The 6839-nt window shown below is 50.3% G+C and carries 7 protein-coding genes and 1 tRNA gene; 4 read left to right on the forward strand and 4 right to left on the reverse strand.

The features are described 5' to 3' along the window. Nucleotides 1-60 precede the first annotated feature (60 nt). Nucleotides 61-137: transfer RNA gene (locus NR177_RS21105), tRNA-Asp, on the reverse strand. Between the two features lie 134 nt (nucleotides 138-271). Further along, a complete protein-coding gene (dnaQ, locus tag NR177_RS21110) occupies nucleotides 272-1003 on the reverse strand; it encodes a DNA polymerase III subunit epsilon (RefSeq protein ID WP_096011045.1) in 732 nt (243 codons plus the stop codon). Nucleotides 1004-1056: 53 nt separating this feature from the next. Between dnaQ and rnhA the strand changes: the two genes are divergently transcribed. Beyond that, a complete protein-coding gene (gene rnhA, locus NR177_RS21115; RefSeq protein ID WP_096011046.1) occupies nucleotides 1057-1524 on the forward strand; it encodes a ribonuclease HI in 468 nt (155 codons plus the stop codon). Here the strand turns inward: rnhA and NR177_RS21120 are convergent. Next, nucleotides 1509-2243, reverse strand: coding sequence for a class I SAM-dependent methyltransferase (locus NR177_RS21120; protein ID WP_256853555.1), 735 nt, complete (start codon nucleotides 2241-2243; stop codon nucleotides 1509-1511). The two genes, rnhA and NR177_RS21120, sit on opposite strands and share 16 nt — an antisense overlap. Nucleotides 2244-2284: 41 nt before the next feature. Here NR177_RS21120 and gloB point away from each other — a divergent pair, with 41 nt between their 5' ends. Further along, nucleotides 2285-3040 carry a hydroxyacylglutathione hydrolase gene (gene gloB / locus NR177_RS21125; RefSeq protein WP_109718263.1) on the forward strand — a complete coding sequence of 252 codons (756 nt, stop codon included), beginning with the start codon at nucleotides 2285-2287 and terminating at the stop codon, nucleotides 3038-3040. A 75-nt stretch (nucleotides 3041-3115) separates the two neighbouring features. Then, nucleotides 3116-4492 carry a murein transglycosylase D gene (gene mltD, locus NR177_RS21130; protein ID WP_063878500.1) on the forward strand — a complete coding sequence of 459 codons (1377 nt, stop codon included), beginning with the start codon at nucleotides 3116-3118 and terminating at the stop codon, nucleotides 4490-4492. Between the two features lie 114 nt (nucleotides 4493-4606). On the opposite strand, the gene NR177_RS21135 is transcribed toward mltD, so the two are convergent. After that, nucleotides 4607-5398 (reverse strand): endonuclease/exonuclease/phosphatase family protein, encoded by a 792-nt coding sequence (locus NR177_RS21135; protein ID WP_063878499.1) that lies wholly within the window; start codon nucleotides 5396-5398, stop codon nucleotides 4607-4609. Between the two features lie 295 nt (nucleotides 5399-5693). On the opposite strand from NR177_RS21135, the gene yafC reads away from it, so the two are divergent. Next, nucleotides 5694-6632, forward strand: a complete 939-nt coding sequence (yafC, locus tag NR177_RS21140; protein ID WP_063878498.1) for a DNA-binding transcriptional regulator YafC — start codon at nucleotides 5694-5696, stop codon at nucleotides 6630-6632. Nucleotides 6633-6839 lie beyond the last annotated feature (207 nt).

Genomic DNA, 6839 nt, shown 5'->3' on the forward strand with positions numbered 1-6839 from the left:
GTGCTTTCAGTCGCTAAAAAGCAAAAACGCCATGCTGATAACCAGCATGGCGTCAAAATTTGGCGGAACGGACGGGGCTCGAACCCGCGACCCCCTGCGTGACAGGCAGGTATTCTAACCAACTGAACTACCGCTCCGCGCTTTGTTCCCCGTCGGGAACGAGGCGCATATTAATCACAACGTCTTTACGCGTCAACGCTTTTCCCCGCGTAACATTCCGTTTGCTGCTATTTTCGCCCCAATGTTGATTTTACACACAAAACGTTGGCTTTCAGACGCGCCACAGGCAGTTGCCGCCCTTCTTCATAATCAAATCTAAGCGTGACTCGTGTTCGTTAACTTCATCCGCGCTGGCGGTGACGACACGCAAGCCTGAACTGGGACGAACGATACGCTGAATGCCCTCGCTCTGCTGCTGGCGCGCTCGCTCCTCTTCCGACGAGAACGACAACGACGTCTGCCCACCGGTCATCGTTAAGAAGACTTCTGCCAGAATCTCGGCATCAAGCAGTGCGCCGTGCAGCGTACGCTTGCTGTTATCTATTTCATAGCGCGAACACAGCGCATCAAGGCTGTTACGCTTGCCAGGAAACATGCGGCGCGCCATCGCCAGGCTGTCGGTTATCTTGCAGAAGGTTTCGGTTTTTTCAATGCCGCGCTGAAGCTTGCCAAACTCGTAATCCATAAAGCCGATATCAAACGACGCGTTATGAATAACGAGTTCCGCCCCGCGGATGTAGTCGAGAAACTCATCGGCAATATCGCTGAAGGATGGTTTATCCAGCAGGAATTCATCGGCGATACCGTGAACGCCAAACGCTTCAGGATCGACCAGCCGGTCAGGCTTCAGATACATATGGAAGTTGTTCCCCGTCAGACGACGGTTAACCACTTCAACCGCACCTATCTCAATGATGCGGTGACCTTCATAATGCACCCCGATCATATTCATACCGGTGGTTTCAGTATCGAGAACAATTTGACGGTTATTTGCAGTGCTCATAGGGCTCGTTTTATGTCAGACTTGGCGTTTTGTCAGAAGGAAGTCTACCAGAGATGCGTAAACAGGTAGAGATTTTCACCGATGGATCTTGTCTCGGCAACCCAGGTCCGGGTGGTTATGGCGCAATTTTGCGTTACGGAGAGCATGAAAAAACCTTCAGTGCGGGTTATCGCCTGACGACCAACAATCGTATGGAGTTGATGGCGGCCATTGTTTCACTGGAAGCCCTGAAACAGCCCTGTGATGTGGTGTTGAGTACCGACAGTCAGTATGTGCGCCAGGGCATTACGCAATGGATACATAACTGGAAGAAGCGTGGCTGGAAAACCGCCGAAAAGAAGCCCGTTAAAAACGTCGATTTATGGCAACGGCTTGATACTGCGCTCAGCACTCATACGATTCAGTGGGAATGGGTTAAAGGCCATGCGGGCCATCCCGAAAATGAACGCTGTGATGAACTGGCGCGCAGTGCGGCTAACAATCCGGCCTTTGATGATATTGGCTATCAGCCCGAATCCTGATCGTTAGCCTGCCGAAACTGGCGCGTCGCATTGACGGTCTGGGGTAATTGCCTTTTGCTCAGACTCATCCGCGCCTTCGTGGGCGTGATCGGAAAACTTCGTTTACGCGCCACGACAATGTTCAGGCAACCTAACGCGGGTAAATGAGCGCTGATCATTTTCCCCCCTTGTCGATGCCAGGGCAACACCTGGAAACGCGTGCGGAAAACCACTTCGTAATTCAGCAAGCCCAGCCAGTCCAGTAAACGCATCTGACTAAACATGCGGCTGCTCCAGGGCGCTTTACGATGAATGCCCGGCACCATCTTACTGATCCCCAGCAAACTGAACGGATTGAAGCCGCTGATGATCATCCAGCCATCATCGATTAGCACACGATCGACTTCCCGTAATATCCGATGGGGGTCCTGACTCCATGACAACGTATGTGCCAGTAAGCAGGCATCAACCGATTTTGACTCAAACGGCAGTTGTGCGGGATTGGCCAGCACCTGTAACTGTTCTCCCTCAGTGCCAACACTGACCTGATGTGAGATAGCGCAATTTTCCGTGTTGATTTCTGCGCTGAGGTTGCCAAGCTTAAGCATATGAAAGCCGTACAGCTTTCCAAGGTAAGGCTGAAGTTGCTGTGTCAGTGCATCGCGGAAGTAAACTCCCCATGGCATGTCGCGCCATGAGAGTGGCGCGTTCAGGATTTGGCGTGTTTTAGCGGACTTCATGCTTTACCATTTTCCTTTTTTACGGCCAGCGAGAGGGTTTTATGAATCTTACCAGTATTCCTGCATTACAAGATAACTACATCTGGACGTTAACAGATGACAAGGGAAAATGCCTGATTGTTGATCCTGGTGAAGCCCAGCCGGTGCTGGAGAAGATTCACGCGAACGGCTGGCAGCCCGAAGCCATTCTGTTAACCCATCACCATAATGACCACGTCGGCGGCGTTAAAACCTTGTGTGAACACTTCCCCGACATTGTGGTTTACGGTCCACAGGAAACGGCGGACAAAGGCGCAAAAAACCTTGTTAGTGAAGGGGATGAGTTTGACATTTTGGGTCTGTCATTCGAGGTCATCGCTACCCCGGGGCACACTTTAGGACATATCTCATATTACAGTTCGCCTTATCTTTTTTGTGGGGACACGATGTTTTCAGGCGGCTGCGGAAGGTTATTCGAAGGTACGCCAGAACAAATGTATGAATCTTTTCAAAAGCTTAATAAGCTTCCAGGAGAGACTCTGGTGTGCTGCGCACATGAGTATACTTTATCCAATCTGAAGTTTGCTGCTGCAATTTTACCCCACGACCCGCAAATAACGGCTGAATACCACAAAATTAAGGACTTACGGGCCGAAAACCGTATTACTTTACCTACAAAACTGGCCCACGAGCGCGTAATAAATTTATTTCTCCGAACGCAAGATCCTGATTTACAACGTGCTTTAGACCTTGATTCAGAGGTTGGGCCGGTATGGCAGACATTTGCCGTTCTACGCGAGAAGAAAGACCGTTTTTGATTTTTCAGGTTGTGTTGTGAAGCACCGTCACGTATAGTTGCTCGTCTTTTAAGCGAACGAACTATTGACACACATATGAAGGCTAAAGCGATATTACTCGCCTCGGTCTTGCTGGTAGGATGTCAGGCATCACGGAATGACGCCAATATCCCCGAACAGCATGCACAGAGTCTGTCTTCAGCTGGTCAAAGTGAAAATGGAAAATACGGTGATCGACTTTTATCGCCGCGATGGCAGGAAGATGGAACTGGCCTCGCAGAAGATAGTGATCTCTGGAGTTTCATTAGTGACGAGTTGAAGATGGGGATTCCGGAAAACCCGCGAATCCGCGAACAAAAATTAAAATTTTTAAAAAATAAGAGCTATCTCCACGATGTAACATTACGGGCAGAGCCGTACATGTACTGGATAGTCGAGCAGATTAAGAAACGTAAGATGCCGATGGAACTGGTACTGCTACCCATAGTGGAGAGCGCTTTTGATCCTCATGCAACCTCGTCTGCAAATGCCGCTGGCATCTGGCAGATTGTGGGAAGTACGGGTCGAAACTATGGTTTAAAACAGAACCGTTATTACGATGGTCGTCGCGACGTTGTCGCCTCAACCAAGGTTGCGCTGGATATGATGCAGCGTCTCAACACCATGTTCGGCGGTGACTGGCTTCTGACAGTTGCTGCTTATAACAGTGGTGAAGGACGTGTGCTAAAAGCGATTAAACAGAACAAGGCGCGCGGCAAGCCCACCGACTTCTGGCATCTTTCGCTTCCACGTGAAACCACGGTTTATGTCCCGAAAATGTTGGCCTTGAGCGAACTTCTCAAGAACAACAAGCGTTACGGAATTAAACTGCCGACGCCTAATGAAAATCGCGCATTAGCACGTGTTGAAGTAGGCCAGCAGATTAAACTGACGCAGGCCGCAGAAATGGCTGGTATGCCGCTCAATAAGTTAAAGAGCTTTAATACCGGATACAAAGGCGGCGCGACAGCACCAAATGGGCCACATTACATTATGGTGCCGAAGTCTAACGTCGCACAATTGCGTGATTCACTGGCTTCCGGTGATATCTCCGCAGTACAGCCGACCCAACTGGCGAAAGCCAGTGGCGATGGCGGTTACAAAGTGCGAAATGGCGATACCCTGTCGGGAATCGCGAATAAGTTAGGCGTCAGTGTTGCAACACTGAAGCAGCAAAACAATCTGCGCAGTGCCAGTATTCGTCCAGGTCAGGTACTGACTGTCGGATCAAATGGCACCAGCCTGGCGGATAATGGCAACAGCATCACCTATCGCGTTCGTAAAGGTGATTCTCTTGACAGTATCGCCCGTCGTCACGGCGTAAACATTAAAGACGTGATGCGCTGGAACAGTGTTGTGAGTAACGCGAAAGATATTCAGCCTGGCGATGAGTTAACGTTGTTCGTGAAGAATAACGCAACGCCAGATACCTGATACATTGAAAAGGCTGACATTTGTCAGCCTTTTTTCTTATTCGATTCTGCCGCAATCTGCCTGACCTCGCGCTTTTCCGCCCTCCCCCTGACAGAAAGCCTCCCGCCATCATCCTTACCTTTTGGCGTTAAACTCGACCAGTAAAGGATTATGATCGGATGCACGCGTGACCAGCACAGAGGCTTCGCTGACGCGCATGTCGCGATAGAACACGAAATCTAACGGTCGGCCAAAAGCTTTGCGTCGGTGATCGGCAGTAAACATCACCTCTTCCAGTTGCATCTGGTGAGCAAAACGGTAAAGGGCATTGATTCGCTGGCGACTCCAGGCGTTGAAATCGCCGGCCATGATCACCGGCCCACGGTGATGGATGATCTGTTCCCCAATGGGGCCCAGTTGTTTGCTGTAAACGTCCACGCCCAGACTAAAGTTTACGGCGTGAATATTTACCACCATTAGCGTTTCGCCGGTAGGTAACGGATAGGCGGTGACAAGTGCCGATTTAGAGAGCCTTAGCAGCGGCTCTCGTTCGCGCAAAGGACAACAGTAGACTGGGTGAGCGGAAGCCAGCGTCATCACGCCTGAGGGATGCTGAGGCAACACGAAAGCAGGGACCTGATCGGCCGCCAGATAATTACTGGTGGCAAAGCGGATAAGCTCAGGCGTCGTCTGCGCTTCCTGTAGTAAAACGAGATGCGCATCTTTGCCGAATCCTTCCAGTACAGACATCCAGTCGGCACGCTGCTGTTTGAAGATATTCCATACCAGCACTTTAAGATTGGGATCGGCAGGGAGCGGTGCGCCAGGAGGCAATGCCTGACCGAGATGAAACATTGCACCCGGGGGAAAGATCCTTTCCGCTGGCTGTCCGGCTACATATCTCATCGCATAGGTTTTTTTGCGCACTTTCCCGCCTGGCTAATCGTTCAAAAATTCGTGTGACTTATCTGTTATAGGGATTTTAGTACGCAGTTTCAATGGATGCTGCCGATTGTTCTCACCCTACCCCGTTTTATTTCCGTGATAACCGGCACCTGATGGCCGCGTCAATGTCTTCTCAGTTCTCTCATCCGCTGTAAAATGGCAGACTGGTGATGCCTCGATATAATGAAAAAGCCTTCTACGCCAAGGGCTCCGGTAGAGGCTGTGCTTTAATAACAGTCATGTTGGTCTTACAGGCTATTTCACGTGAAGAGAAACCATGAAGGCATCGTCTGAAGAACTGAAAGTATTTGTGAGCGTCGTTGAAAGTGGAAGCTTTAGTCGGGCCGCTGAGACGTTACAGATGGCCAATTCAGCCGTGAGTCGTACGATAAAAAAGCTGGAAAACAAATTAGGCCTGGCTTTGCTTACACGTACCACCCGGAATCTGGCGTTAACTCAGGAAGGGGAACGCTATTTTCATCAGGTTCAAAATTTCCTTCAGGTCATGACCGCTGCGGAAAATGAGTTAATAGAAAGCCGTGAGATGCCGAAGGGGTTATTGCGTATAGATGCGGCAACGCCGGTCATACTGCATCTGCTTCTGCCGATGATAAAGTCCTTTCGGGAACGCTATCCGGAAATAGACCTTTCGCTTATTTCTTCTGAAAACTTTATTAACCTTATCGAGCGTAAAGTTGATGTGGCGATCCGCGCAGGAAGCTTAACGGATTCAGGCCTTAGAGCACGGTTGCTCTTTATCAGCTATCGCCGTCTCATTGCGTCACCTGACTATCTGGAAAAATACGGCATCCCTCAACGCGCGGCCGATCTGGATAACCATCAGTGTCTTGGTTTTATTGATGCGCCTCGTCTTAACCGTTGGCCCGTAGCCTGTGAAGGTGGTGAGCTCTATGGCATTCGTTCAGAGCTTGATTCTAACAGCGGGGAAACGATCAAGCAGTTGTGCCTTGACGGCAATGGCATCGCCTGTCTTTCTGATTACATGGTGCATAAAGAAATAGAAGAAGGAAGTCTGGTGGAAATCATGTCCGAGCAGCGGCTGCCGGTAGAGATGCCGTTTAACGCCGTATATTACAGCGATCTTGGCGTCACCCAGCGTGTTCGCGCTTTCATTGATTTTCTAAGTGAGTGGGTGGTGAAGCAGCCCTGGCATGTGCAGACACAGTTGCTGCATCAGCTCTCTTTAAAGTCCTGACAGAGCTACGTCGGCCTGAGTGTTTTAAGTGCCTGCTGACGTAGAGCCTGCAACTGCGGAGAACACTACTGAAAATTTCCGCGCAGAAATGGAAAAAGCCCTGACCGTTAAGTCAGGGCTTTCCAATTAAGTGGCGGAACGGACGGGGCTCGAACCCGCGACCCCCTGCGTGACAGGCAGGTATTCTAACCAACTGAACTACCGCTC

This window comes from Pantoea sp. Fr+CA_20 (assembly GCF_024520835.1).
GTDB classification, from domain to species: Bacteria; Pseudomonadota; Gammaproteobacteria; order Enterobacterales; family Enterobacteriaceae; genus Pantoea; species Pantoea allii.